At 72.5% G+C, this 24,217-nt stretch carries 15 protein-coding genes; 12 read left to right on the top strand and 3 right to left on the bottom strand.

Going from position 1 to position 24,217, the window contains the following annotated elements; genetic code table 11:
* The 8 genes from ACFVNO_RS13465 to ACFVNO_RS13430 all read left to right on the top strand — a co-directional run bounded on the left by ACFVNO_RS13465 (nucleotide 1) and on the right by ACFVNO_RS13430 (nucleotide 15,942).
* Nucleotides 1-1,014 carry a TIGR03842 family LLM class F420-dependent oxidoreductase gene (locus tag ACFVNO_RS13465; RefSeq protein WP_355262643.1) on the top strand — a complete coding sequence of 338 codons (1,014 nt, stop codon included), beginning with the start codon at nucleotides 1-3 and terminating at the stop codon, nucleotides 1,012-1,014.
* Between the two features lie 193 nt (nucleotides 1,015-1,207).
* A complete protein-coding gene (locus ACFVNO_RS13460) occupies nucleotides 1,208-2,833 on the top strand; it encodes an NCS1 family nucleobase:cation symporter-1 (protein WP_378892274.1) in 1,626 nt (541 codons plus the stop codon).
* A 462-nt stretch (nucleotides 2,834-3,295) separates the two neighbouring features.
* Nucleotides 3,296-4,753 (top strand): SDR family NAD(P)-dependent oxidoreductase, encoded by a 1,458-nt coding sequence (locus ACFVNO_RS13455; RefSeq protein ID WP_378892271.1) that lies wholly within the window; start codon nucleotides 3,296-3,298, stop codon nucleotides 4,751-4,753.
* On the top strand, nucleotides 4,750-6,837 hold the full coding sequence (locus tag ACFVNO_RS13450; protein ID WP_378892268.1) for a glycerophosphotransferase: 2,088 nt from the start codon (nucleotides 4,750-4,752) through the stop codon (nucleotides 6,835-6,837). The genes ACFVNO_RS13455 and ACFVNO_RS13450 overlap by 4 nt, the downstream gene beginning before the upstream one ends.
* Before the next feature lie 337 nt (nucleotides 6,838-7,174).
* Nucleotides 7,175-8,587, top strand: a complete 1,413-nt coding sequence (locus ACFVNO_RS13445; protein ID WP_378892265.1) for an SDR family NAD(P)-dependent oxidoreductase — start codon at nucleotides 7,175-7,177, stop codon at nucleotides 8,585-8,587.
* Nucleotides 8,584-10,569, top strand: coding sequence for a glycerophosphotransferase (locus ACFVNO_RS13440; RefSeq protein ID WP_355262658.1), 1,986 nt, complete (start codon nucleotides 8,584-8,586; stop codon nucleotides 10,567-10,569). Before ACFVNO_RS13445 ends, ACFVNO_RS13440 begins: the two co-directional genes overlap by 4 nt.
* Nucleotides 10,570-10,594: 25 nt before the next feature.
* The gene (locus tag ACFVNO_RS13435; protein ID WP_378892261.1) at nucleotides 10,595-13,288 is read left to right on the top strand and encodes a CDP-glycerol glycerophosphotransferase family protein; all 2,694 of its coding nucleotides are present in this window, start codon (nucleotides 10,595-10,597) and stop codon (nucleotides 13,286-13,288) included.
* A gap of 530 nt (nucleotides 13,289-13,818) precedes the next feature.
* A complete protein-coding gene (locus tag ACFVNO_RS13430) occupies nucleotides 13,819-15,942 on the top strand; it encodes an acyltransferase family protein (RefSeq protein ID WP_378892258.1) in 2,124 nt (707 codons plus the stop codon).
* A 60-nt stretch (nucleotides 15,943-16,002) separates the two neighbouring features.
* Here ACFVNO_RS13430 and ACFVNO_RS13425 read toward each other — a convergent pair whose 3' ends face one another.
* The gene (locus tag ACFVNO_RS13425) at nucleotides 16,003-17,199 is read right to left on the bottom strand and encodes a DUF6716 putative glycosyltransferase (protein WP_378892255.1); all 1,197 of its coding nucleotides are present in this window, start codon (nucleotides 17,197-17,199) and stop codon (nucleotides 16,003-16,005) included.
* A 241-nt stretch (nucleotides 17,200-17,440) separates the two neighbouring features.
* On the opposite strand from ACFVNO_RS13425, the gene ACFVNO_RS13420 reads away from it, so the two are divergent.
* Complete coding sequence (locus tag ACFVNO_RS13420) at nucleotides 17,441-18,907, top strand: DUF418 domain-containing protein (protein WP_378892252.1); 1,467 nt, start codon at nucleotides 17,441-17,443, stop codon at nucleotides 18,905-18,907.
* Nucleotides 18,908-18,964: 57 nt separating this feature from the next.
* On the opposite strand, the gene ACFVNO_RS13415 is transcribed toward ACFVNO_RS13420, so the two are convergent.
* Complete coding sequence (locus ACFVNO_RS13415) at nucleotides 18,965-19,729, bottom strand: crotonase/enoyl-CoA hydratase family protein (RefSeq protein ID WP_355262673.1); 765 nt, start codon at nucleotides 19,727-19,729, stop codon at nucleotides 18,965-18,967.
* Nucleotides 19,730-19,738: 9 nt separating this feature from the next.
* Nucleotides 19,739-20,512 (bottom strand): SDR family NAD(P)-dependent oxidoreductase, encoded by a 774-nt coding sequence (locus ACFVNO_RS13410; protein WP_220563367.1) that lies wholly within the window; start codon nucleotides 20,510-20,512, stop codon nucleotides 19,739-19,741.
* Between the two features lie 507 nt (nucleotides 20,513-21,019).
* On the opposite strand from ACFVNO_RS13410, the gene ACFVNO_RS13405 reads away from it, so the two are divergent.
* The 3 genes from ACFVNO_RS13405 (at nucleotide 21,020) to ACFVNO_RS13395 (ending at nucleotide 24,171) form a co-directional block, all read left to right on the top strand.
* Nucleotides 21,020-22,225 carry an acylneuraminate cytidylyltransferase gene (locus ACFVNO_RS13405; protein WP_355262676.1) on the top strand — a complete coding sequence of 402 codons (1,206 nt, stop codon included), beginning with the start codon at nucleotides 21,020-21,022 and terminating at the stop codon, nucleotides 22,223-22,225.
* Entirely contained in the window at nucleotides 22,222-23,139 is a 918-nt protein-coding gene (locus tag ACFVNO_RS13400) for an N-acetylneuraminate synthase family protein (protein WP_355262679.1), read from the top strand. Before ACFVNO_RS13405 ends, ACFVNO_RS13400 begins: the two co-directional genes overlap by 4 nt.
* A gap of 75 nt (nucleotides 23,140-23,214) precedes the next feature.
* Nucleotides 23,215-24,171 (top strand): glycosyltransferase family 2 protein, encoded by a 957-nt coding sequence (locus ACFVNO_RS13395; protein WP_378892247.1) that lies wholly within the window; start codon nucleotides 23,215-23,217, stop codon nucleotides 24,169-24,171.
* Nucleotides 24,172-24,217 lie beyond the last annotated feature (46 nt).

Below are 24,217 nucleotides of genomic sequence, written 5' to 3'. Positions count from 1 at the left end.
ATGGACATCGGACTCGTCCTCCAGACCGACCCGCCCGCCGACCTACTGGTGGACCGGATGGCGCGGGCCGACCGGCTCGGCTTCACCCACGGGTGGACGTTCGACTCGGTGGTGCTGTGGCAGGAGCCGTTCGTCATCTACAGCCGCGTCCTGGAGCGCACCGAGAACCTCGTGGTGGGTCCGATGGTGACCAACCCGGGCACCCGCACCTGGGAGGTCACGGCCTCCCTGTTCGCGACCCTGAACGACATGTTCGGCAACCGGACGGTGTGCGGGATCGGCCGCGGCGACTCCGCGATGCGGGTGGCCGGGCGCAGCCCCGCCACCCTGGCCCGCCTCTCCAGGGCCATGACCGCGATCAAGGACCTGGCCGAGGGCCGGGAGGCGGACGTGGACGGGGCGTCCTTCCGCCTCCCGTGGGTGCGCGACGGGTCGCTGCCGGTCTGGATGGGCGCCTACGGCCCCAAGGCCCTGGAGCTGGTGGGGCGGCAGGCCGACGGGTTCATCCTCCAGCTGGCCGACCCGTACCTGACGGAGTGGATGGTCAAGGCCGTGCGGGCGGCCGCGGCCGACGCGGGCCGCGACCCCGCGGAGATCACGGTGTGCGTGGCCGCACCGGCCTACGTCACCGACGGGTCGGCGCAGGGCCTGGCGCACGCGCGCGAGCAGTGCCGCTGGTTCGGCGGGATGGTGGGCAACCACGTCGCCGACCTGGTGGCGCGGTACGGGCACACGGGGGCGGTCCCCCAGGAGCTGACCGACTACATCGAGGCCCGGCAGGGCTACGACTACAGCCACCACGGCCGGGCGGACAACCCCGACACCGCGTTCGTCCCCGACAGCGTGGTGGACCGGTTCTGCCTGCTGGGCCCTGTGAAGGAGCACGTGGCCAAGCTGGAGCGGCTGCGCGCGGTGGGCGTGGACCAGTTCGCGGTCTACGCGATGCACGACGACGTGGACGGGGTCATCGACGCCTACGGGCGCGACGTGGTCCCCGCCGTGTCCGGGATCTGACCCGGCCGGAACACGGAAGTCACACGGGGCGCGCACACTGCCGGGACGGGTGCGGCGGCGGCCACCACCGGCCGCCGCCGCACCCGCGGTGACGTGCGAGGATGTTCGACGGCCCGAAACGGGTCCGCGACCCCCGCACGCCCCGCCGCGCCCACTCCCCGATCCCCCGTACCACCGAAGAATCAGGTGCCCCGTGACCCAAGCCCCACCCTCCCCGGAACCGAGAGCCGTCACCCACCCCGACGGCCGCGTCTCCCTGGCCGAGGGCGTGTCCATGCCCGAGAGCCCCTACGTCAACGAGGACCTCCAGCCGGTGCCGATGTCCCGGCGCACCTGGGGCACCGGCAGCTTCACCGCCCTGTGGGTGAGCATGTCGGTGAGCATCCCCGCCTGGACCCTGGCCAGCGGCCTGATCGCCGCGGGCATGGACTGGCGCCAGGCGATCCTGTGCGTGGTCCTGGGCAACGTCATCGTGCTGCTGCCGATGGTGCTGACCGGCCACGCGGGCGCCAAGTACGGCATCCCCTTCCCGGTGTTCGCCCGCGCCTCCTTCGGCCTGCGCGGCGCCAACCTCCCGGCGCTGCTGCGCGGCGCCGTCGCCTGCGGCTGGTTCGGCATCCAGACCTGGGTGGGCGGCCAGGGCGTGCACGTGCTCGCCGGGCGGCTGTTCGGCGAGGGCTGGCTGGACGCCGCCGCGATCGGCGGCAACCCGTGGACCCTGTGGCTGTCCTTCGCCGTCTTCTGGGTGGCCCAGGTGGCCATCGTCCTGTGGGGCATGGAGGGCGTCCGCAGGGTGCAGGTGTGGGCGGCCCCGCTGATGATCGTCGGCGGTGTGGCCCTGCTGGTGTGGATGGCCGCGGAGGCCGGCGGCCCGGGCGTCATGCTCGCGGGCGACCCGGACGGCCTGGACTGGGGGCCGTCGTTCTGGGCCCTGTTCTTCCCCTCGCTCATGGGCGTCATCGGCTACTGGGCGACGCTGACCCTGAACATCAGCGACTTCACCCGGTTCTCCGACTCCCAGCGCGCGCAGGTGCTGGGCCAGTCGCTGGGCCTGCCCACCACGATGACGCTGTTCTCGCTGCTGGCCGTCATGGTGACGGCGGGCACCGCCGCCGTGTACGGCGAGCCGCTGTGGAACCCGATCGACATCGTGGCGCAGATGGGCAGCGGCCTGGGCCTGCTGTTCGCGATCTTCATCGTGCTGCTGGCGACGGTGTCCACCAACATCGCCGCGAACCTGGTGGGCCCGGCCTACGACCTGGCCAACCTCGCGCCGCGCCTGATCGGTTTCCGCACCGGGGCGATCATCACCTGCTTCCTGGGCGTGCTCATCTTCCCGTGGAAGCTGCTGGAGAACGAGAGCGTCTACATCTTCACCTGGCTGGGCACCGTCGGCGGCGTCCTGGGCACGGTGGCGGGCATCCTGCTGGCCGACTACTGGCTGGTGCACCGGACCCGGCTGGACCTGCCCGGCCTGTACCGGCGCGGGTCGCGGTACTGGTACGGCGGCGGCTGGAACTGGCGGGCGCTGGCCGCGTTCGGCGTCGGCACCCTGCTGGCCGTGGGCGGCTCCCACTCGGGCGTGGACGCGGAGACCGGCGCCAGGCTCGGCCCGTTCCCGGAGGACGGGCTGATCCCGCTGCTGTCCCCGCTGGCCGACTACGGCTGGGTGGTCGGGCTGGTGGCGTCCTTCCTCCTGTACTGGGTGTTGAACCTCGTGGCGCCGGTCCGCGCCGGGGACGGCGGTGAGGCCACGGTCACGGCCGCCGACGGCGACGACCGGCCGGAGCAGGGCGAACCGGAGAAGGCGGGCGCCTGACCCGCCCGGCACCGCCCCGATCCGCTCCCACGGGGGCCGCACCGCACGGTGCGGCCCCCGCGCCGTTCCGGGCCGCCGGGTCCGGTGTCATCGTGACGCGGAGCATGCGTTATCCGGTCGTGACCAGTGCCCGGGCGCGGGTACCGTCGAGAACCAGAATGTCCTCTCCGGCATCCGACCAGGTCAACAGGGGTTCTCTTCGGACAGTGCCCGGCGGGGGCGACCCGGCGCGACGAAAACCTCCTACGGAGGCGGTCAACCCGCCGGCAGGGATCTTCGTCCCATTCACACCGGAACCCGAACAACGGGTTAAGGCGATAGGAACAGCGAACCGATCTACGACGAACGGCGCGCGCCCCGCCGGGGCGGCCCGCGCCCCTCGGCCTCCGTGCCCGGAACCCGCACGTTTCCCCCAAGGTCGGGCAGTACATCCCCCAACTCTTCGCGAAGAGGGAGACGACCTTGCCTGAGAGCAGTACCTTTCCACGGCCGGCGCCCGCCACAAGGACGGTCGCGGTCGTCCTGGCCGGCGGCAGCGGCCAGCGCATCGGCCTGGCGACGCCCAAGCAGCTCCTGAAGATCGCCGGGAAGACGATCCTGGAGCACACGCTCGACGTCTTCGAGCAGGCCCCGCGCGTGGACGAGGTCATCGTGATGATGAACCCCGGCTTCGTCAACGACGCCGAGGCCATCGTGCGCAAGGCCGGGTTCACGAAGGTGACCCGGGTGCTGCCGGGCGGGACCTCACGCAACGCCACCACCCGGCTCGCCCTGGACGCCCTGTCGCACCTGCCCGCCGACACCACCAACCTGCTGTTCCACGACGCGGTCCGGCCCCTGCTGTCCCAGCGGGTCATCGACGACTGCGTCACCGCCCTGGAGACCTACCGGGCCGTGGACGTGGCGATCCCCTCCTCGGACACCGTCATCGAGGTGGACGACGACGTCATCACCGACGTCCCCACCCGCGCCCGGCTGCGCCGCGGCCAGACCCCGCAGGGCTTCCGCCTGTCCGCCATCCGCGACGCCTACGAGCGCGCCTGGGCCGACCCGGACTTCGAGGCCACCGACGACTGCACCGTCGTCCTGCGCTACTCCCCCGGCACTCCGATCCACGTGGTCGCCGGCGAGGAGCAGAACATGAAGGTGACCCAGCCGGTCGACATCTTCATCGCCGACAAGCTCTTCCAGCTCTCCTCGGCGGACACCCCCGAGTTCACCGACCAGGACCGCGACCGACTGCTCGGCGGGCGGACCGTGGTGGTCTTCGGCGGCAGCCACGGCATCGGCGCCGAGGTCGCCGACCTGGCGGAGAAGCACGGCGCCCGGGTCTTCCGCTACTCGCGCAGCGCCACCCGCACCGACGTGGCCGACCCCGCACAGGTCGCCGCCGCCCTGGAGCAGGCGCACAGCGCCACCGGCCGCATCGACTACGTCGTCAACACCGCCGGGGTGCTGCGCATCGGACGGCTGGACGCCACCGGCCCGGAGGCGATCGAGGAGGCGCTGCGGGTCAACTACCTGGCCCCGGTGCACATCGCCCGGGCGGCCTTCCCGTACCTCGCCCAGACCAAGGGCCAGCTGCTCCTGTACACCTCCAGCTCCTACACCCGGGGCCGGGCCGAGTACAGCCTGTACTCCTCCACCAAGGCGGCGACCGTCAACCTGACCCAGGCCCTGGCCGACGAGTGGTCCGAGGACGGCGTGCGCATCAACTGCATCAACCCCGAGCGCACCCGCACCCCTATGCGGGTGAAGGCGTTCGGCGAGGAGCCCTCGGGCACCCTGCTCAGCGCCGAGAAGGTGGCCCGCACCTCCCTGGACGTGCTGCTGTCCGACCTCACCGGCCACGTCGTCGACGTCCGCCGCGAGGACCCGGTGGCCGCCGCCCGGGCGCGCCGAACGGAGGGGGCGAAGTGAACCGGCTCCGCCATCTGGGGGTGAACGGCACCGCGCTGGCCGTCCTTGCGGCCATGGGGCTCTCCTTCCTGCTCCAGGCCGTCGAGGTGGCCATGGCACAGGTCTGGGTGTTCGGGGTGCTGGCCCTGGTCCTGTACACCACCGAGTGGATGGTCGCCCAGCGCGTCACCGTGCTGACCAAGGTGCTCAGCCGCATTCGGGTGGGGCTCACCGTGCGGATGCTGCTGCGGCAGATCCTCCTGATCGCGCTGTACGTGTCCGTGGGGGCGATCGGCACCCCGGCCTACTGGTCGACGTTCGCGGGGCTGGCCGCGTTCTTCGTGCTGTCCCTGGGCTACGACCTGATGCGGATGCAGATCCTGCGCCGCTCCCGGCTGCCGGTGCGGACCCGCAACCTGGACCTGTCGGCGCTGAACCTGCCGCAGGTCCCCCGGTTCGTGCGCGAGCTGCCGATGAACCGCGTGTTCCTCGCCGACTTCGCCCTGGTGGCGGGCGGTGTGGCGCACCTGGCCGGCGGGCCGGAATGGCTCGCGGTCGGCGGTGCCGCGCTGAGCGCGGGCGCGGTCCTGGTGCTGGCGCTGGCCACCGTGCCGACGCTCCTGGCGCACCTGCGCTTCCCCTCCGACGCCGAGGTCATCGACGAGGTCAACGAGCGGCTGCGCGCGTACCGGCCCGAGGTGGTCCTGTACTTCACGTTCGGCGTGGGCAGCCAGAACGGCGTCTACCAGGCCAACATGTGGCTGGAGGCCGTGGAGCGGCTGGACCGGCGGGCCCTGGTGGTGTTCCGCGAGCACGCCAACCTGCCGCACCTGGAGCCGACCCCGCTGCCGGTCGTGTGCGTCCCGCGCGCCGACGACCTGGCCGCCCTGGACCTGTCCACGGTGCGGGTGGCCCTGTACCCGGGCAACGCGGGCAAGAACATCCACCTGGTGCAGCGCGCCGAGATCAAGCACGTGTTCGTCGGGCACGGCGACAGCGACAAGCTGCCCAGCAGCAACCGGGTCAGCCGGATCTTCGACGAGATCTGGGTGGCCGGCCGCGGCGGACGCGAGCGCTACCGCAGGGTCCGGCACGCCATCGACGACCGCGACGTGGTGGAGGTGGGCCGCCCCCAGCTGGACGTGGTCGAGGGTCCGAGGTCGGCGGCCGAGCGGTCGGTGCCCACCGTGATCTACGCGCCCACCTGGGAGGGCGTGGACGACAACAACTACCTGACCTCGGCCGACACCGTCGGCGTGGAGCTGGTGGAGCGGCTGCTGGCCGGCGGCGGACCGGTCCGGCTCATCTACAAGCCGCACCCGCTGCTGGGCAAGCGGTCCCCCCTCGCCGCGGCGGCGCACCGGCGGATCGTGGAGGCGATCACCGCGCACAACCGCCGCCTGGACCCGGTGCCCCCGGAGGCCGAGCGGCGGCTGGCGGAGCTGCGGGCGCGGATCGAGCACTTCCGGCGGGAGTCCTCGGAGCGGAGCCTGACCCCGGGCGACCTGGCCGGGTACCGGGACCTGCTGCGGCAGTGGCACGACCTGTACTGGACGTCGGCGGGGCCGCTGCGCCACCACGTGGTCACCGACCCGTTCCCGACCCTGTTCTCGTGCTTCAACGAGTCGGACGCGATGGTCAGCGACATCTCCAGCGTGGTGGCCGACTTCATCGCGAGCGGCAAGCCCTACGCCATCGCGGACCTGTGGGACACCGCCGACGACGAGTTCCGCGCGCAGTACCCGTCCGCGGGGGCCGGGTACCTGCTGCGCCCGGGCCTGGCCGGGCTGGACGAGGTCCTGGCGGCCGCCCGGGAACCGGCGGGCGACGCCATGGCCCGCCGCCGGGAGGTCCTCAAGGAGTACCTGCTGGGACCGGACGAGCCGGACGCCCAGACCCGGTTCTCCGCGGCCGTGGACGACCTCTACGAGCGGGGTCTGCGGGACTTCCCGCTCGGCACCTTCGCCGAGCCGGTCCCGGCCGACCCGTTCCGCGGGGACGGTCCCGGCGGATTCGCGGAGGGGCCGCCGGCGAGCGGCGGGGACGCCGTCCCGCCGCGCCTCCGGGAGGCGCTGCGCCCCCGGGAGACGGGGGCGCCCTCCTGAGCAGGGCCGACGGCGGAGGGCCCGGGTGCGGAGCACGTCCCCCGACGTGTTCCGTGACACCGGGCCCCGCCTCCGCGAATCCCTGTCCCCCGACCAGATGACTTCTCGGAAATCCTTTGCGAACCGATCCCCCTTGGTGAGTCAACCAACCGACTAACCCTAGGTAAACCCCATATCCTGTTAAAACGTCCTTTATCTGCCCGTAGAGTCTGGTCCTGGACGTATCAGAGTCGAACCGAGACCGACTCCACCGCCCATCACCTGCGGGAACACCCGCTCTTTTCCCTCACCGGAGTCCAGCTTGCCCAGTCATGCCACCGAGCCCGTCGCCCGTCCCGTGACCAGAACCGTCGCCATCGTCCTGGCCGGTGGCAGCGGTCAGCGAATCGGTCTGGCGACGCCCAAGCAGCTGCTGAAGATCGCCGGGAAGACGATCCTGGAACACACCCTGGAGATCTTCGAGCAGGCTCCGCGCGTGGACGAGGTCCTCGTGATGATGAACCCCGGCTTCGTCAACGACGCCGAGGAGATCGTGCGCAAGGCCGGGCTCACCAAGGTGACCCGGGTACTGCCGGGCGGGACCTCACGCAACGCCACCACCCAGCTCGCCCTGGACGCCCTGTCGCACTACTCGGCGGAGAACACCAACGTGCTCTTCCACGACGCGGTCCGGCCCCTGCTCTCCCAGCGGGTCATCGACGACTGCGTCACCGCCCTGGAGACCTACCGGGCCGTGGACGTGGCCATTCCGTCCTCGGACACCATCATCGAGGTGGACGACGACGTCATCACCGACGTCCCCACCCGCGCCCGGCTGCGCCGCGGCCAGACCCCGCAGGGCTTCCGCCTGTCCGCCATCCGCGACGCCTACGCCAAGGCGTGGGCGGACCCGGGCTTCGAGGCCACCGACGACTGCACCGTCGTCCTGCGCTACACCCCGGACGTGCCGATCCACGTGGTCGCCGGCGAAGAGCAGAACATGAAGGTGACCCAGCCGGTCGACATCTTCATCGCCGACAAGCTCTTCCAGCTCTCCTCGGCCGCCACCCCGGAGTTCACCGAAGAGGACTACGCCGCACGGCTCGTCGGCAGGACGGTGGTCGTGTTCGGCGGCAGCTACGGGATCGGCGCCGGGATCGCCGACCTGGCGGAGAAGCACGGCGCCCGGGTCTTCCGCTACTCGCGCAGCGCCACCCGCACCGACGTGGCCAACCCTGCCGACATCGCCGGGGCCCTGGAGCAGGCGCACAGCGCCACCGGCCGCATCGACTACGTCGTCAACACCGCGGGGGTGCTGCGCATCGGCCGCCTCGACCAGACCGACGACGCCGTCATCGAGGAGGCGCTGCGGGTCAACTACCTGGCCCCGGTGCACATCGCGCGCGCCGCCTTCCCCTACCTCGCCCAGACCAAGGGCCAGCTGCTCCTGTACACCTCCAGCTCCTACACGCGCGGACGCGGCGAGTACAGCCTGTACTCCTCCACCAAGGCCGCCACGGTCAACCTGACCCAGGCCCTGGCCGACGAGTGGTCCGAGGACGGCGTGCGCATCAACTGCATCAACCCCGAGCGCACCCAGACGCCCATGCGGGTCAAGGCGTTCGGCGAGGAGCCCGCCGGGACGCTGCTCAGCGCCGAGAAGGTGGCCGTCACCTCGCTGGACGTGCTGCTGTCCGACCTCACCGGCCACGTCGTCGACGTCCGCCGCGAGGACCTGCCGGGCATCGGCGCCACCGGGGGCGCCAAGTGAACAAGCTCCGCGAACTGAGCCGGGAGACCCTCTTCGGAGCGGCCCTGCTCGGCCTCACCTACCTGGTCATGCTCGCGGGTGTCATCACCGAGTCGTGGTGGGTCTTCGCGATCGGCGCGATCGGCAGCTACGCCATGGACGCGCTGCTGCTGCACCGGATGCACGAGCTCGCCAAGCTGATCCAGCAGATCCGGCTGGGCATCACCCCCCGCGCGCTGCTGCGCCAGCTGCTCGTCCTGGGCCTGCTCATCACCACGACCAGCGCCACCTCCACCGGCATCGGCATGGTCCTGCTGGCGTTCCTGCTGCTCTTCGGCCTCCAGCTCGTGGCCGGCATCGCCGCCCGGCTGCTGCGCGTGGAGCGCAAGCTGCCGATCGTCACCCGCAACATCGACCTGACCGCGCTGAACATCCCCGACAGCCCGCCGATGCCCCTGGTGCGCGAGCCCATGAGCCGGCTGCTGCCGCTGGACGCCTTCCTGGTGTTCGGCGTCGTGGGGTACGTGGCGCTCGGCTCGGCGTGGATCGTGGCGGCCGGCGCCGTGCTGACCCTGGGCATCACCGTCCTCGGGCTGCTGATGCTGGCCTGGCACATCCGGCGCGCCCGCGCCATCCCCTCCCCCGAGCGGGTCATGGAGTTCACCCAGTCCTGGCTGGACTCCTACCGGCCCGAGGTCATCCTGTACTTCTCCGGTTCGGCCGACTCCACCTACCAGGTGAACATGTGGCTGGACACCATGGCCCGGCTGCCCCGGCGCGGGATCATCGTGCTGCGCGAGCGCGCCATCGCCGCCCAGCTGGCGCCGACCGCCGTCCCGGTGCTGTGCGTCCCGACCTCGACCGACCTGATGGCGCTGGACTTCGGCCCGGCGCGGGTGGCCCTGTACCCGGCCAACACCGGCAAGAACATCCACATGCTGCGCAACCCGATGATCAAGCACGTGTTCATCGGCCACGGCGACAGCGACAAGATCGCCAGCGTCAACCCGTTCAGCAAGGTCTACGACGAGGTGTGGACCGCGGGCCGGGCCGGGCTGGACCGGTACGTGCGCGCCCAGGTGGGCGTGCGCACCGACGAGGTCGTCGAGGTGGGCCGCCCCCAGCTGGACTCGATCCGCACCGACACCGCGCCCAACGCCGTCCGGACCGTGCTCTACGCGCCCACCTGGGAGGGATGGACCGATGAACCCGGCAACACGTCCCTGATCGACGCCGGCCCCGCCCTCATCGCGGGCCTGCTCAAGGCCGAACCGCGGGTACGCGTCCTGTACAAGCCGCACCCGTTCACCGGCATCCGCTCGGGCCGGGCGCGCCGTGCCCACCAGAAGATCGTCGCGCTGCTGGAGGCCGCGAACAAGGCCGCCGGCCACAGCGAGCGGGACACCCGCGAGCTGGCGGCGCTCGACCGCCGCCTGGCCGCCTTCGACGACGACCGGGGCGCCACCGACGAGGCCCACAACTCGCGCGAGGAGGGCAAGGCCGACCCCGCGCTCATCGAGGAGCTGGCCGCCCTCACCGAGGAGTGGCACCGGGTGTACTGGGAGGGCCAGCCCGACACCGCGCACCTGGTCATCCAGGGCCCGCGGCCGTCGCTGTACTCCTGCTTCAACCAGGCCGACCTGCTCATCAGCGACATCTCCAGCGTGGTGGCCGACTTCGTCGCCACCGAGAAGCCCTACGCGATCACCAACTGCGAGGGCATCACGCACGACGAGTTCCGCGTCAAGCACCCCACGTCGAGCGCGGCCTACCTGCTCGACCCCGACGGCACCGGGCTGGACACCGCCCTGGCCGCCGTGCACCTGGACGGCGCCGACGAGATGGAGGAGCGCCGCCGGGAGCTGCGCACCTACCTGCTCGGACCGTCGGACACCAGCTCCATGAGCCGCTTCACCGCCGCCGTGGACGACCTCTACGAACGCGCCGCCGAACTGCGGCCGCTGGACTCCGCGGAGTCGGACAGCACGTCCGTCGCCGTGTGACCACCCGGAAGGAACAACTCTGCCCATGGCAGCGAAGACGTCGGTGCCCGACGACCTGCAGCGGCTGATCCGCTACCTCCCCGAGTCGGACCAGGAGGAGCGGGACCGGGCGGGCGAGGCCGCCCGCTCCTTCGTCGACGGCCTGCCCGCGGGCGCCCTGGCCTCCCTTCCCCCCCTGACCCGGAGCAGGCTGTGGCTGACCGCCCACCGGCGCTGGGACGAGGCCGTCGCCCTGGTGCGGTTCGAGCGCGACAACCCCGGGGCCTTCCACGTTCGGGGACTGCTGTCCCCGGTGCTGGAGGTCCCCGGGGTGGCCCCCGGTGTCCTGCCCAAGGAGGTGGCCGGGCTCTCCGACAAGGAGATCCCGTTGGTCACCCGGCTGACCGAGATGGTGTGGGAGAACGGCGTCCTGGTCCTGCGCGGCTACGCGCACGTGCTCAACGTCCCCGTCCCGGGCCGCCCCCGCCTGCCGGTGCTGGCCTGGCTGACCCGGAAGGGGTCCCGCAAGCGGGTGCCCCTGAAGACGGTGCACCGGCGGGAGCCGCTGGCGACCCTGCACTCCAAGCAGGGCCTGCACTGCTACGACGGCTCCGGGTTCGAGATCGTGGTCGACCCCGCGCGGCTGCGCTCGGGTGCCGGCTGGGAACCGGGCACGTGGTCGCTGACGCTGGCGGTGTGGGCGTTCGGCCGGGCCCGCAGGGGCGGCCTCGCCGCCGGCGAGGTCGGCACCGCGGGGCACGCGCACGCCCGCGGCCTGGACGACCGCACCCTGTGGGTGAGCGGGTTCACCAAGAAGCGCCTGGAGTTCCGGGTCGAGCCGCTCCGCGCCGAGCTGCGCGGCCACCGGCGCGAGGGCGACGACCTCGTGCTGGACCTCTCCGCGCCGGTGGACCGGCTGGTCGTCTCCCGCACCGAGGACGGCACCGAGGTGGAGACGGAGCACCCGGTCGACGGCACCTCGGCGCGCGTCCCGCTGGACGCCCTGCGGGTGTCCACCGGGGCCACCCGAGAGCTGCGCGTGCGCACGGTGACCGGCCGGGACCGGTCCCCCGTCACCGTCCTGGACGGGTCCGTGACCGGGGCGCACCCCGTGGGCGACGACCGCGAGATCTCGGTGGGCGCCAGTGCCGAGGGCCGCCTGGTCCTGCACGACCGGGTGCGCCAGCCCGTGGTGGAGGCGCTGCGCTGGGAGCAGGGCATGCTGCACCTGTCCGGCACCTACACGGGGCCGTCCCGGGACCGCGTGCTGGTGCTGCGGCACGGCGAGCGGTTCGAGGAGATCCGGGTCCCCGTCACCATCGGGGACGGGCGGTTCGAGGCCGTGATCGACCCCGACCACCAGGACTTCTTCGGCGCCCTGCTGCCGCTGCGCCAGGGCCGCTGGTACCTCTCGCTGCGGGCGGCCGACCGGTGGGACCACCACGAGGACGTCCCCGTCAAGATCAGCCCCGCCCTCATCGGCTCGCTGCCCCTGCGGCACGCCGGGAAGCACCGCGGGTACACGGTGGACCGGAGGTTCCACGACCGCGTCTTCCTGGCCCCGGACAGCATGCTGACGCTGGAGGAGAAGGGCGCCTACCGGCAGCGGCTGCTGCGCGAGGAGTACCTGCGGGCGCGCCGGGAGGAGCCGCTGCGCGAGGCGGTGCTCTACACGAGCTTCACCGGCTCGCAGTTCTCCGACTCCCCGCGCGCGGTGTACGAGGAGCTGGCCCGGCGCGGCGTCGATGTGGAACACGTGTGGACGGTGCGGGACGGCCAGGTCGCCCTGCCCGAGGGGGTCACCGGCGTGGACTACTCCAGCCGGGAGTGGTACGAGGCCCTGGCCCGCTACCGCTACATCGTGACCAACGTGAAGATGCCGGACTGGTTCCTGCGCCGGGAGGGGCAGACCGTCGTCCAGACCTGGCACGGCACCCCGCTCAAGAAGATCGGCGCCGACCTGCTGGGCACGCCCAAGGCCAACCGGGCCTACATCGCGAACCTGCCGCACATGTCGCGCCAGTGGGACTTCCTGGTGTCGCCGAACACGTTCTCGACCCCGATCATGCGCAACGCCTTCAGCTGCGAGGCGGAGATCCTGGAGTCGGGCTACCCGCGCAACGACGTCTTCCACGCCCCCGACCGGGACGTGCGCGCCAAGCGGGTCCGCCAGGCCCTGGGGCTGCCGGAGGGCAAGCGCGTGGTGCTGTACGCGCCGACCTGGCGGGACGACCAGCGCTACGGCGGCAAGCGGTTCAAGCTGGACCTCCAGATCGACCTGCCCGCGCTGCGGGAGGAGCTGGGCGAGGACCACGTGCTGCTGTTCCGCAAGCACCCCAAGGTCCTGGACAGCATCCCCGGGGCGGGCCAGGGGTTCGTCTGGGACGTGACCAAGTACCCGGACATCGCCGACCTCTACCTGATCGCGGACGTCCTGGTCACCGACTACTCGTCGGCGTTCTTCGACTTCGCCCACTCGGGCCGGCCGATGCTGTTCTACACCTACGACCTGGAGCACTACCGGGACACGCTGCGCGGGTTCTACTTCGACCTGGGCGAGAAGGCCCCGGGGCCGCTGCTCAAGACGTCCGAGGAGCTGATCGCGGCGCTGAAGGACCTCGACGGGATCGTGGAGGAGTACCGGGAGCGGTACGAGGAGTTCGTGCGCGACTTCTGCGACCCGTCGGACGGACGGGCCACGGTCCGCGTGGTCGACCGCATGCTGAACGGGCGCGGCTGAGCCCGACGCCGACGAACGGGGCCCCGGACCTGCACGGTCCGGGGTCCCTCGTCCGTTCGGGGGTCACCAGCCGCCGTCGGGGTCGTCGGCGTCCAGTGGTGCGAGTACTCCGAAGGTGCCCTCGTCGTCGTAGAAGTGCTCCTCCCCCTCCTCGTACTCGTCCTCCTCGAAGTGCGGCGCCATGGGTGCCCTCCTGTCGTGCCGGTCGGCTGTGATCAGGACGCCGGTTCTGGCAAACGGGTTGCCATAAAAACCCCATACGTTTACAAAAGGCGCATGTCGCCGCGAGGCCGCCGGGGGCCGGACATGTGAACTGGGACACTGTTTCCGCAGCTCAGGGCTACGCCGCGACACAGATTTCATCTCGACTGGACAACGTCAACCCTTTTATGGCCGGATCCGGACAAAGCCCCCGGATACTGAAGCGGCAGGGCATTCCCCGGGCGCCGTCATCCCTCCGGCGCCCAGCCGCGCGCCCGGACCACGGCCGCCGCCCCCTGCCCCACCTTCACCGAGCCCAAGGCACACCCTTGTCCTCTTCTGTCCAGAGCCCCGTGCTCAACACCCTGCGCGCGCCCGTGTCCCGGCGCCGCGACGACATCGAGGGGCTCCGCGCGGTCGCCGCGGTCCTCATCGCCGTCTACCACATCTGGTTCGGCACGGTCTCCGGCGGCGTCGACGTCTTCCTGCTGCTCACCGGCTTCCTCGTCACGGGGTCGATGGTGCGGGCGCTGGAGCGCGACGGCCGCATCGGCGTCGGCGCGTTCTGGAGCCGCACCGTCCGGCGGCTCTTCCCCGCCGGGGCGGTGGTGCTCGCGGCGGTGCTGGCCGGGGCGTTCCTGTTCATGCCGCGCTCGTCCTGGACGGCCGTCATCGCCGACGTGCAGGCCGCGGCGCTGTACCACGCCAACTGGCACCTGGCGCTGGGCTCGGTCGACTACATGGCGCGGGACTCCTCCTCCAGCCCCGTCCAGCACTTCTGGTCGCTGGGCGTGCAGGGGCAGTTCTACCTGCTGTGGCCGCTGCTGCTCACCCTCGCGGCCCTGGTGGCCGCGCGGCTGGGCGTTCGGGTGCGGGCCGCCGCGGTGGGCACCGCCGCCGCGGTGTTCGCCCTGTCGTTCGGGTACTCGCTGTGGATCACCGCCACCGAGCCGACCTGGGCCTACTTCGACACGGGCGCCCGCCTGTGGGAGCCCGCGCTGGGCGGCCTGCTGGCCCTGTTCCTACCCTTCCTGCGGCTGCCCCGCGCGCTGCGCCTGGCGGCGGGCTGGATCGGGCTGATCGCCCTCGTCGCCTGCGGCGCGGTCATCGGGGACTCGCTCCCCTACCCCGGGGCCGCCTCGCTGTGGCCGGTGCTGGCGGCAGCCCTCGTCCTGGCCGCGGGCGCCGGGGAGGCGCCCGGGCGGTGGTCCGCCGGGCGGCTGCTGGGCCTGCGCCCGCTGGTGTGGCTGGGCCGGCACTCGTTCCCGCTGTTCCTGTGGCACTGGCCGGTGCTGGTCTTCTACCTGGAGGTCACGGACCGGGTGCGGCCGTCGTTCACCGGCGGCCTGCTGGTGCTGGGCGCGTCCCTGGCCGCCGCCCTGGCCACCTCGTGGATCCTGGAGGGCGGCATCGACCGGGTGCTGCGCGACCGGCGGACCCCGTCGTGGTCGCTGGCCGCGGGCGTGCTGTTCGCCGTCCCGGTCCTGGTCGGCTCCCTGGCCTGGGGCGCGGGCATCGAGCACGAGCGGGAGGTGCGCGCCCGGCTCAGCCAGGACCCGACCGCCTACCCCGGCGCCGCCGTGCACCTGAGCCCGGACCTGGCGGCGAACCTGCCGCCGCTGCCGGTGTACCCGGACACCACCACGGTCAAGCAGGACACCATCGCGCAGACCAGCGAGTGCAACGTGACCATCCCCTCCACCGAGCTGATCTCCTGCGAGTTCGGCGACGTGGACTCGGAGTACACCCTGGTCCTCGCCGGCAGCTCGCACGCCCGCCACTGGTTCCAGGCGCTGCGGCCGATCGCCGAGCACCACGGCTGGCGGCTGGTCATCATGACCAAGAACGCCTGCCAGTTCAGCGCCGCGGAGCAGGAGCTCGAGGGCCGGGTGTACGAGGAGTGCACCGCCTGGAACGCGCAGGTCGCCCAGGAGATCGAGCGGACGGCCCCGGACGCGGTGTTCTCCCTGGGCACGCTGTCCCAGCAGGGCGACGGGTCGCAGGAGCACGTGCCCGACGGGTTCGTGCGGCGGTGGGAGTGGCTGGAGGGGCTCGGCGTCGACGTGGTCGCCGTCCGCGACACCCCCCGCTTCTCGTTCGACGTGGCCGACTGCGTCGACCGCGGAGGCCACTGCGCCCAGGACCGGGGGTACACCCTGGCCGACTCGTCACCGCTGGCGGCCGCCGCCGAGGCGGGGCGCCTGCCGGGCAACGTGCGGGCCGTGGACATGACCGGCTACCTGTGCGGCGACCGGGAGTGCCCGGGGGTGATCGGCAACCAGCTTGCCTACTACGACGACAACCACTTCTCGTTCGCGTTCTCGTCGTCGCTGTCGGTCCTGCTGGAGCCGCTGCTGCTGGAGGCGCTGCCGGACGCCCCGGTCGCCGACGCCACCCTCGCCGACCGCACCTCCACGCTCATCGACGGCGTCGAGGAGGCCGCCGCCGGCTGACGGGCCCGCCCGCAGGGCGGCAGGGGCCGCCGGACCCGCGTCCGGCGGCCCCTCGGGCGTTCAGGGGGCCGACCACTGGGCGCGGGGACCCTGCCGGAGCAGGGACGGGGCGGCGCCCAGGTCGGCCAGCACCCGGCGGCGGGCGCGGCGGTGCACCCCCGCGTCGAGCAGGGCCGGGCGGGCCGGGAGGTCGCCCAGCCGGGCCCGGTGCACCAGCGCCGCCAAGCGGCGGGTCCAGTCCTCCCGCTGCGGCGGGTGGAAGTGGTTCTCCCGCGCCCAGGCCGGGTAGGGCGCCCGGAAGCGCAGGGCGCGCAGGTCGTCGAGGGTCCCGAAGACGCCACCGTCCTGGAACACCGTCGACCCCGGGTCCTCGCCGACGTCGCCCAGGATGATCACCGGGACGTCCAAAGCGAGGGCCTCCAGGGCGGCCGGGGAGCCGACGGTGACCAGGCCGCGGGCCCGGTCCAGCTGGTCGGCCACCGGCCCGGGGCGGAAGAGCACCGTGTGGTCGTGGACCCGCCCGGCGGTGACCAGGCCGCGCCACAGCTCGGCGTAGTCGCCGCCCGGCGCCTCGGTCCGCCGTTCGCCCGGGCACACCACGACCTCCAGGTCGGGACGGCTCTCGGCCAGGTCCGCCAGCGCCTCCAGGATGCGCTCGCGCTGCCGCGCGGTGCCCGGGGCCCGGTCCTGGGCGGCGAACACGACCCGGTGCGGGCGCCCCCGGCGGCTCTCGCGGGCCGCGGGCAGCGGCAGCCCCGCCAGGGCGACCCCGGTGCCCACCCCGAGCTTCTCGCCCAGCTCGGAGAACGCCGCGACCTCCCGCAGGCTGTGCAGGACCAGCAGGTCCGCGCGGGCCCGGTGGAGCCACTCGTGCTCCCCGGCGGGCAGGGCGGGCCCGGGCAGGGTGGTGACCACCACGGGCCGGCGCCGCCCCGTCGGCAGGATGTCGCCCAGGGCGTCGGTCACCCGGGCGGTGCAGTTGAGCATGACGACGTCGGGCACCCGGCGGCGGATCAGGCGGCGCAGCTCGGGCAGCGTCAGGACGGGGACCCGGCGGCCCGCGAGCCCGCTGTCGGCGACGGCCCGGCGCAGCTGCGCGGGGGCGGGGGTGATCGGTGACCGCACGACGGCGAGGCCGACGGTGTGACCGTGGCCGGGCAGGGCGTCGAACATGGCCGCGGACAGGCGAACGTACGGTTCGGAGTCCGCAACGGCCACGACCGTCAGGTCCATACCGCCGAGGTCGGGGTCGGTCACGTCGGTCCTCCTGGGTGGGTCCGCGCGGCACCGGGAACGCCGAAGTGGCCGCGGTGGGTTCGGGATACGCCGACAGACTACACACCCGGAGTATTGGCCTGGATACCCTTCGCAGTAATGACTGTTCGTCGGGGTGGTCATCATCTCCCCTGGAGGAATCGGGCCGTCCGGCCGAACCGCCGCCCGCCCCGCCCGCGTTGACCGCTGTGCAAACGGACGACCGACCGCACGGGGGATGTGCATGGCCGCAGTCGAGGGAGTGGGGACCGCCGCGGACGACCGGCCGCCGGGCCCGGCGGTACCCGGTCCGGCGGGGCCGGGGACGGGGCCGGGGCCGGGCCCGGGGCGCGGGGGGCCGCGCGAACGCCTGCTCGGGGTGGACGCGGCGCGGGGCCTCGCGCTGGTCGGGGTCTTCGTCGCGCACATGGGGGTGCCGCTGACCCTGCTGCTGACCGGGGCGCCCGACGTCCACGCCGTGTGGGAGGAGGACTACTCCGGCCCCGGGATGCTGGTCGTGGAGGCGGTGGGCGGCTTGGTCAGCGGCCGCTCGGCGGCGCTGTTCGCGTTCCTGGCCGGGGTGTCCCTGGTGCTGCTGGCCGGACGCGCCCGGCCCGGGACGCGCGTGGAACGCAACCGGGTCCGGGTCCGGATCGCGGTGCGCGCGCTGCTGCTCGTCGCCATCGGGTACGCCCTGGCGACGCTGGGCTCGCTGTCGGTGATCCTGCACTTCTACGGGGTGTACTTCCTGCTGGCGATCCCCCTGCTGTGGCTGCGCACCCGCCACCTGGCGGCGCTGGCCGTCGCGGCCGCCCTGGTCGGTCCGCAGGCGACGCTGGCCGTCCAGCACCTGCCGGCCGAGCTCGGCTGGTCCGGCGCCTGGGCCGGCGAGGAGGAGTGGACGGCCGAGGACGAGGCCGAGTGGGAGGCCACCTGGGGCGACCCCGAGTGGGTGGCGGAGAAGGAGGAGTACTGGGCCTCCCTCGAGGAGAGCGGCGAGGACCCCCTCGCCACGGAGGAGGGGTTCGCGGAGGACATGCCCCTGTTCTCCCTCGAAGCGCTGGAGGACCCGCTGGACCTGCTGGTGTTCGGCCTGTACCCGGCGACGGTGTTCCTCGCCTACGTCCTGGCCGGGATGGTGGCCGCCCGCACCGGACTGCGCTCGCGGAGGGTGCGGTGGTGGCTGGTGGGCGGCGGGGCCGGGCTGGCCGTCCTGGGCTACGGGTCGTCCTGGCTGCTGCTGGGTCCGCTGGCCCGGTTCCTGCCCGGCGAGGACGAGTACTCGCTGTGGCGGATGCCGCTGGAGGCCGGCTCGCACAGCAACACCACCTTCGAGGTGCTGGGCAACACCGGGGTGGCGATGGCCGTGCTCGGCCTGTGCCTGCTCCTGGCCGGAACGCGCCCGATGCGGGTCGTGCTCTACCCGGTGGCGGCCATGGGCGCGATGACCCTCACCCTGTACACCGCGCACGGCGTCGTGCTGTGGGCGGTGTACGGCGGACTCCTGCCCGGGTGGGCCGGGTGGGTGGAGACCTACACGGTGGAGGCCGTCCTGGCCTGCTCCCTGGTGACCGCCACGGTGTGGCGGCTCACCCTGGGCGCCGGGCCGATGGAGAGGCCGGTCACCGCCGTCTCCCGGGCGGTCGCCCGGTGGACCGTGCGCGACCGGTCCGCGGCGCCCCGGGAGGGCGCGGCGGGGATCCCGTCCTGACGTGACGGAGGCCGCCCCGGCCGGGGCGGCCTCCGGATCGCCGTACCGGTGGCGGGGCTACTCGCCCTTCCACACCGGGGCGCGCTTCTCGGCGAAGGCCGCCGCGCCCTCCATGGCGTCCTGGCTGACGAAGACCGGGCCCGCCAGCTCGTTCTGCTTCTCCCACATCTCCGACGTGGACCAGTCGTCCGACTCGGTGATGATCTGCTTGGAGACCCGCACGGCGAGCGGACCGTTGGCGGCGACCCGCGCGGCCAGCTCCCTGGCGCCCTCCAGGGCGCCGCCCTGCTCGGTGACCCTGTTGACCAGGCCCAGCTCGGCCAGGCGCGGGGCGTCGACGAAGTCGCCGGTGAGGGCGAACTCCATCGCCAGGTTGCGGGGGATGCGGTGCTGCAGGCGCAGCAGGCCGCCCGCGCCGGCGACCAGGCCGCGCTTGGCCTCGGGGATGCCGAACTTCGCGTCCCGGGCCGCCACGACCAGGTCGCAGGCGAGGACCGCCTCGAACCCGCCGGCCAGGGCGTAGCCCTCGACCGCGGCGATCAGCGGCTTCTTGGGCGGGGCTTCGGCGAAGCCGCCGAACCCGCGGCCCTCGACCAGCGGGACCTCGCCCTTCATGAACGCCTTCAGGTCCATCCCGGCGCAGAAGGTGCCGCCCGCGCCGGTGATGATGCCCACCGTCAGGTCCTTGCGCGCGTCCAGGTCGTCGAGCGCCTCGGCGATCCCGCGGGCGACCGCGGCGTTCACCGCGTTCTTGGCCTGCGGACGGTTGATGGTGATGACGGCGACGCCGTCCTCGGCCGTGTAGAGAACCTCGTCGGACACGGTCTCCCCCTACTTCGGCGGCATGCGGAGGGCGCCGTCGATGCGGACGACCTCGCCGTTGATGTAGCTGACCTCGAGCAGGGTGCGGGCCAGCTTGGCGAACTCGGCGGCGGTGCCCAGGCGCTTGGGGAAGGGCACCGGCGCGGCCAGGCGCTGCTTGAACTGCTCGGACGCCTCGCCCTCGCCGTAGATCGGCGTCTCCAGGATGCCGGGGGCGATCGTGTTGACCGTGACGCCGACGGCCGCGAGGTCGCGGGCCGCGGGCAGGGTCATGCCGATGACGCCGCCCTTGGAGGAGGAGTAGGCGATCTGGCCGATCTGGCCCTCGATGCCGGCCAGGGAGGCGGTGTTGACGATGGAGCCGCGCTCGCCGTCCTCGTTCACCGGCTCGGTCTTGGCGATCTCGGCCGCGGACAGCCGCAGCACGTTGAAGGTGCCGATGAGGTTGACCTGGATGACCTTCTGGTAGCTGGCCAGGTCGTGCGGGTTGCCGAACTTGTCGACGGTGCGGGTGGCCCAGCCGATGCCCGCACAGGAGACGGCGACCCGGAAGGGGGCGCCGGTGTCGACGGCGGCCTGGACGGCCGCCTTGACCTGCTCTTCGTCGGAGACGTCGGTCGCGACGAAGACGCCGCCGATCTCCTTGGCGATGGCCTCGCCGCGTTCGGCGTTGAGGTCGGCGATGACGACGGTGGCACCGGCGGAGGCGAGTTCCCTGGCGGTGGCCTCACCGAGGCCACTGGCGCCGCCCGAGACGAGGGCGGAGATTCCGTTCAGATCCATGGGCCGCACTCTACAGAGGATGTGACCCACGCACTAGAACCGGGTTCGGTCAACCGGGTCCGCCTCGGAGCCGGAGGCGCACACCCCCGCCCGGACACGCTCCGCACACAAAAGGACACGAATATCGCCGGTGATGCGGATCACAGGGAAAGAAATCCCCTCGCCCCGCCCAGGAGATGCCGCCCGCCCACCGCGGAACATAACGAATCAGTCTACCCCGTAAACCGCACGGCCCCGTTCGGCGTACTACAAGAAGCCCACCCACAGGAAGCGTCCTCGGAAAACCTTTGACCGCCCCCGGGAAAACCCGGAAAACCCGCGCCCAGCAGCCGGTACGACCAGTAGTAAGCCTTGCCCGAAAGGCGTTGCCGAGCGTAGGCGAACGCTCACGATACATCCTGGCGGGCGTACGCATAAAGACGATTTCCACGGTGCGAAGAATGGCGTAATCTAAGCCGACCAGTCTCGGAACACCGTTCCACCCCCTCGTTCACCCGGAGTTGTGCCTTGCGCGTCACCGCCATCATTCCCGCACGGGGCGGTTCCAAGGGAATTCCCCTCAAGAACATCGAACCCGTCGGCGGTGTCCCCCTCATCGCACGCGCCGTGCGCTCCTGCCTGGCGGCGGAGGGCGTCACCGAGACCGTCGTCTCCACCGACCACCCCGCGATCGCGGCCGCCGCCCGCGCCGCCGGAGCCCGCGTCCTGGAGCGCCCCGCCGACCTGGGCGGCGACACCGTCTCCTCCGAGGCCGTCCTCCTCCAGGCCCTGGACACCCTGGAGGCCGCCGGAGAGCTGCCCGACGCGACCGTGTTCGTGCAGTGCACCAGCCCCTTCATCGACCCCGCCGACCTCGACGCCGCGGTCGCCCGCGTCACGGGGGGCGAGGCCGACAGCGTCTTCTCCGCGGTGCCCACCCACGCCTTCCTGTGGGCCCGCCGCCCCGAGGGCGCCCGCGGGGTCAACCACATCCACACCCACCGGCCCCGCCGGCAGGACCGCGAACCCCACTACCGCGAGACCGGCGCGTTCTACGTCGTCGACACCGCCGGGTTCCGCTCCCACGGCCACCGGTTCTTCGGCCGCATCGACCTGTGCGAGGTCCCCGAACTGCACGCGTTCGAGATCGACACCCCCGACGACCTGCGCCTGGCCCGCGCCCTGGCCCCCGTCGCCGCGCCCGAGACCGCACCCGTCGACATCGACGCCCTGGTCACCGACTTCGACGGCGTCCACACCGACGACCGCGTCACGGTCTCCCAGGACGGCACCGAAGCGGTCTCCGTCAGCCGCTCCGACGGCATGGGCGTGCGCCTCCTGCGCGAGGCGGGCGTACGGGTGCACATCCTGTCCACCGAGGTGAACCCGGTCGTGCGCGCCCGGGCCGACAAACTCGGGGTCACCGTCCTGCACGGCCTCTCCGACAAGCGGGCGGCCCTCGCCGCCTGGCTGACCGAGGAGGGCCTGGACCCCTCGCGCGTCGCCTACCTCGGCAACGACGTCAACGACCTGGGCTGCATGTCCCTGGTCGGCTGGCCCGTCGCCGTCCCCGACGCGCACCCCGACGTGCTGGCCGCCGCGCGGCTCGTCCTGACCCGCCCCGGCGGGTCCGGGGCCGTGCGCGAGCTGTGCGAGCACGTCCTGGACTTCCGCGCGCGGAGCGCGGACCACGACTCCCCCACGGACGAAACGAACGAGAAGGATGCCACATGAGCAACGGCACCGCCACCGCCCCCGTCGACCTCAGGGCCGAGATCCCCGCCCTGCGCATCGGTCGCCACATGGTGGGCCCGGGCCACCCGGTGTACGTCATCGGCGAGATCGGCATCAACCACAACGGCGACCTCGACATCGCCAAGAAGCTGATCGACGTCGCCGCCGAATCCGGCTGCCAGGCCGTCAAGTTCCAGAAGCGCACCCCCGAGATCTGCGTCCCCGTCGAGCAGCGGGACAAGATCCGGCAGACGCCCTGGGGCGAGATGACCTACATGGAGTACAAGCACCGCGTCGAGTTCGGCGAGGCCGAGTACACCGAGATCGCCAAGTACTGCGACGTCCTGGGCCTGGACTGGTTCGCCTCCCCGTGGGACGTGCCGTCCGTCGAGTTCCTGGAGAAGTTCGACGTCCCGGTGCACAAGGTGGCCTCCGCCTCCATCACCGACCACGAGCTGCTGCGCGCCCTGGCCGCCACCGGCAAGCCGGTCCTGCTGTCCACCGGCATGTCGACGCTGGACGAGATCGACGCCGCCGTGAGCATCCTGGGCGCCCGCAACCTCGTCATCATGCACTCCACCTCCACCTACCCCATGCCCCCGGAGGAGGGGAACCTGCGCACCATCGAGACGCTGCGCGACCGCTACCGCGTCCCTGTGGCCTACTCCGGCCACGAGCGCGGGCTCCAGATCTCCGTGGCCGCCGCCGCCCTGGGCGCCGTCGCCATCGAGCGGCACATCACCCTGGACCGCACCATGTGGGGCTCCGACCACGCCGCCTCCCTGGAGCCCACCGGCCTGCGCAACCTCGTCCGCGACATCCGCGTGGTCGAGCAGGCCCTGGGCGACGGCGTCAAGAAGGTCTTCCCGGGCGAGGAGGAGCCCCGCAAGCGCCTCCGCCGCACGACCGTCTGACCCCTCCCCCGCCCCGCCCATCCCCCATGGACCGCGCCCGGGGGCCCGCACGGGTCCCCGGGCCGAGGAGTACCCGTGACCGCCCTGTCGGTGATCATCCCCGCCAAGGACGTGGCGCCCTACATCGGCGACACCCTCGCGAGCCTGGTGCGCAACGACCGCCCCGACTTCGAGTACATCGTCATCGACGACGGCTCCGCCGACGACACCCCGAACATCGTCGACGACTTCCGCAGGCGCCTGCCCAACCTGCGCATGCTCCGGAACCCGGCGCCCACGGGGCTGTCCTCGGTCCGCAACCAGGGCACCGCCGCCGCGGACGGCCGCTACCTCGTCTACCTGGACGGGGACGACTGGTTCGCCCCCGGCTACCTGCCCCGGGCGCTGGACGCCATCCGCTCCCTCGACGTGGACTTCATCCGCACGGACCACGTCCAGGTGTACGGGGACCGCAGGGTCCTCCATGAGGCCCCCGAGGCCCGGATCCTGCGCGCCCTGGAACCCCGCGGGGGGATCATGCCCAGCAACGCCAGGACCATGGTCGACTACCCCAACGCCTGGTCGGGGGTCTTCGACCGCCGGCGCCTCACCGACGACCTGCTGCGCTTCGATCCCGCGCTGCTGACGTGCGAGGACCGCCCCTGGACGTGGCGCCTGCACATCCACGCCGCCTCCTACGCGCGGGTGCCCGAGATCGGTGTCTTCTACCGGCGCGCGGTCGGCAACTCCCTCACCCAGGTCACCGACGAGCGGCAGCTCCACTTCCTGAACGCCTTCCGGGGCACCGTCGAAGAACTGTCCCTCTCCCCGGAGACGTCCGTCTTCCTGCCCAAGGCCATCAGGACGCTGTGCGCCCTCATCTGCCACCACGTGGACCGGAAGGACCGCTTCTCCAAGGAGCTCGCCCGCGACCTGCTGGACCGGTGCTCGGGGATGCTCCGCTGGCTCCCGCAGGACCTGCTCGACCGAACGCTGGTCGAGATGGGCGGCAAGCGCGCCAAACGCCTGCGCGCCCTCCGGGCGGGGGAGTGACCCCCGTCCGCCGCCGGCCGTCCCTTCCCTCGGAGCCCAGGAGACC

This window comes from Nocardiopsis sp. NPDC057823 (assembly GCF_042797335.1).
GTDB classification, from domain to species: Bacteria; Actinomycetota; Actinomycetes; order Streptosporangiales; family Streptosporangiaceae; genus Nocardiopsis; species Nocardiopsis changdeensis.
The sequence above is the reverse complement of the archived record's forward strand: the minus strand, read 5'-3'. Positions and strand labels throughout refer to the sequence as shown.

What these genes read in the sequence shown, in the direction of transcription:
- ACFVNO_RS13465 (WP_355262643.1), top strand. Translation starts at nt 1, where the DNA reads ATGGACATCGGACTCGTCCTCCAGACCGACCCGCCCGCCGACCTACTG.
- ACFVNO_RS13435 (WP_378892261.1), top strand. Translation starts at nt 10,595, where the DNA reads ATGGCAGCGAAGACGTCGGTGCCCGACGACCTGCAGCGGCTGATCCGC.
- ACFVNO_RS13420 (WP_378892252.1), top strand. Translation starts at nt 17,441, where the DNA reads ATGGCCGCAGTCGAGGGAGTGGGGACCGCCGCGGACGACCGGCCGCCG.
- ACFVNO_RS13410 (WP_220563367.1), bottom strand. Translation starts at nt 20,512, where the DNA reads ATGGATCTGAACGGAATCTCCGCCCTCGTCTCGGGCGGCGCCAGTGGC.
- ACFVNO_RS13400 (WP_355262679.1), top strand. Translation starts at nt 22,222, where the DNA reads ATGAGCAACGGCACCGCCACCGCCCCCGTCGACCTCAGGGCCGAGATC.